Source organism: Nocardiopsis sp. RV163 (genome assembly GCF_001029525.1).
Lineage (GTDB): Bacteria > Actinomycetota > Actinomycetes > Streptosporangiales > Streptosporangiaceae > Nocardiopsis > Nocardiopsis dassonvillei.
The window spans coordinates 1-1686 of record NZ_LEKI01000326.1 but is presented as its reverse complement, the minus strand read 5'-3'; the positions used below and the strand labels follow the sequence as shown (position 1 = coordinate 1686).

General features: G+C 76.5%; 2 protein-coding genes. One reads left to right on the top strand and one right to left on the bottom strand.

The features are described from left to right. Nucleotides 1-233: 233 nt before the first annotated feature. Nucleotides 234-383, top strand: a complete 150-nt coding sequence (locus ABD54_RS29310) for a hypothetical protein (RefSeq protein WP_235432215.1) — start codon at nt 234-236, stop codon at nt 381-383. A gap of 68 nt (nt 384-451) precedes the next feature. Here ABD54_RS29310 and ABD54_RS26480 read toward each other — a convergent pair whose 3' ends face one another. Beyond that, nucleotides 452-1546 carry a pyroglutamyl peptidase gene (locus ABD54_RS26480; protein ID WP_047872280.1) on the bottom strand — a complete coding sequence of 365 codons (1095 nt, stop codon included), beginning with the start codon at nt 1544-1546 and terminating at the stop codon, nt 452-454. Nucleotides 1547-1686: the final 140 nt, after the last annotated feature.

Here is a 1686-nt window from a genome sequence, read left to right as displayed (position 1 = left end):
TCTCCTCGCGCACGACGGCGGTCTGGCCGGGCATGCGCACCACCGCGGGCTCGACGTAGTAGGCGTCGGCGGCCTCCTCCTCCAGGACGCGGCCTCCGCCGACCAGCACCCGGCCGCCCTCGGCCGCGAGCCAGGGCTCGGCCATCGGCGCGCTCATCGCCAACGTCTTCGGCCTGTGCCTGTGCTGGACGCTGTCGATCGTCGGCCTCGTCCTGGCCGTCGTCGCGCTGACCATGACAGCCACCAACCCCCAGTCGGCCAGGACATGCACCATCATCTCCTGGGTGCTCTTCGGAGCCGGGACCGCGCTGTACGCCGTCCTGTTCTTCGTCTACGGGGCCGCGGGGCTCATGGGCCTCTTCACGACCGGCCCGTCCTACTGAGCCGGACGGTAGCGCCCGCCGCCGCGGCTGCGCGCGGCGGCGGGCGACCCGGCGGGGCGGGGGAGGGGTCAGTCCTCCTCCGCCTCCTGTCTGGGCTCGGCCGCGTCGGCGGCCACGGCCGCCACGATCCGCCGTACCTGCGCCAGGACCGCGGCGTTCTCCCGCGGGGAGGCCACCTTGGGCAGGTGCACGTGCCCGGCAGCGATCCGCCGCCCCGCCCGGTCCCGCAGCAGCGTGTTGCGGTAGGCGATCTCGTTGGACAGGTAGTCCCCACCGCCCCCGCGGCGGGCCTCCGATCCCTCCGTGGGGCCGTCCGGGCGCACCACCACCCCGCGCCCGTCCGGCGCTGCCTCGGCCACCTCGGTGTTGACCACCACCGGGTAGGGGTCCTCCCGCACCGCCGCCAGGATCCGCTCGTGGGGCAGCGAGGAGAGCGTCCACTGCGGGACGCCGGGGCCGGGCACCGGCGCCCGGCCGGTGCGCGACACCCGCAGGTTGTCCTCGCCCCCGCCGCGCCAGACGCCGTTCCACACCTCCAGGTCGAAGCGTCCCGCACGCCCGCGGCTGAGGGTGACCACCGCGTCCGCCCGCCGGTGCTGATCGGCCAGCGCCTCCTCCACCAGCCCGGCGTCGAAGTCCGCCCAGCGCACCGGGAACACCGCGGTGCGCACCACGGCCGTGCGCCCGCCCACGGGGAAGGCCCACCCGTTCAGGTCCAGCGCCGCCGCGCCGGAGGGGTTGGAGCACGTCGGGTCCTCGTCCAGGCGGAAGGGGTCGAAACTCGTCACGACCACCCGCACCCACCGGTCGCCCGGCGGGAAGTCGAGGTCGGCGATGCCGCGCGAACCCCTCTCCAGCAGGTGCAGCAGATCGGCGCGCTCTGCGTCGGACAAGGCGAAGCCCGGCCGCCAGGAGCGCAGCCGGGCCGAGAGCGCCAGCCGCGCCCAGTACAGGGGGCGGTCGTCGGCGCCGTCGCGGGCGGCCTCCGTCCACAGCCGCGAGGCGTGCGCGGCGACCGCCTCCCGTGCCTGGGCGAGGTCGGAGCTCGCCCGCAGGTCGGCGCTGAACAGGGGCTCGGCCGCGCCGAAACCGGAGCGGGTCAGGACCAGGCGGGGCTCGGCGAGACCGGCGCGGTCCTCTTCGGGGGTGGTGTGGTGGTGCACGGGGGTCGCTGTCCGTCTCAGGGGCGTCGGGAGGGCCGCCGGGGGAGGGGCCAGCCGAGTCTAACGCCGCCCGGGACCGCCCCGGGGACGGGGCGTGCGGCGCGTCCGGCCGATCGGACACGGGGGCTGGACCGGCGGGG

Excerpts from the sequence above, each read along its gene's own strand:
- ABD54_RS29310 (WP_235432215.1), top strand. The coding sequence starts at position 234 with ATGACAGCCACCAACCCCCAGTCGGCCAGGACATGCACCATCATCTCC.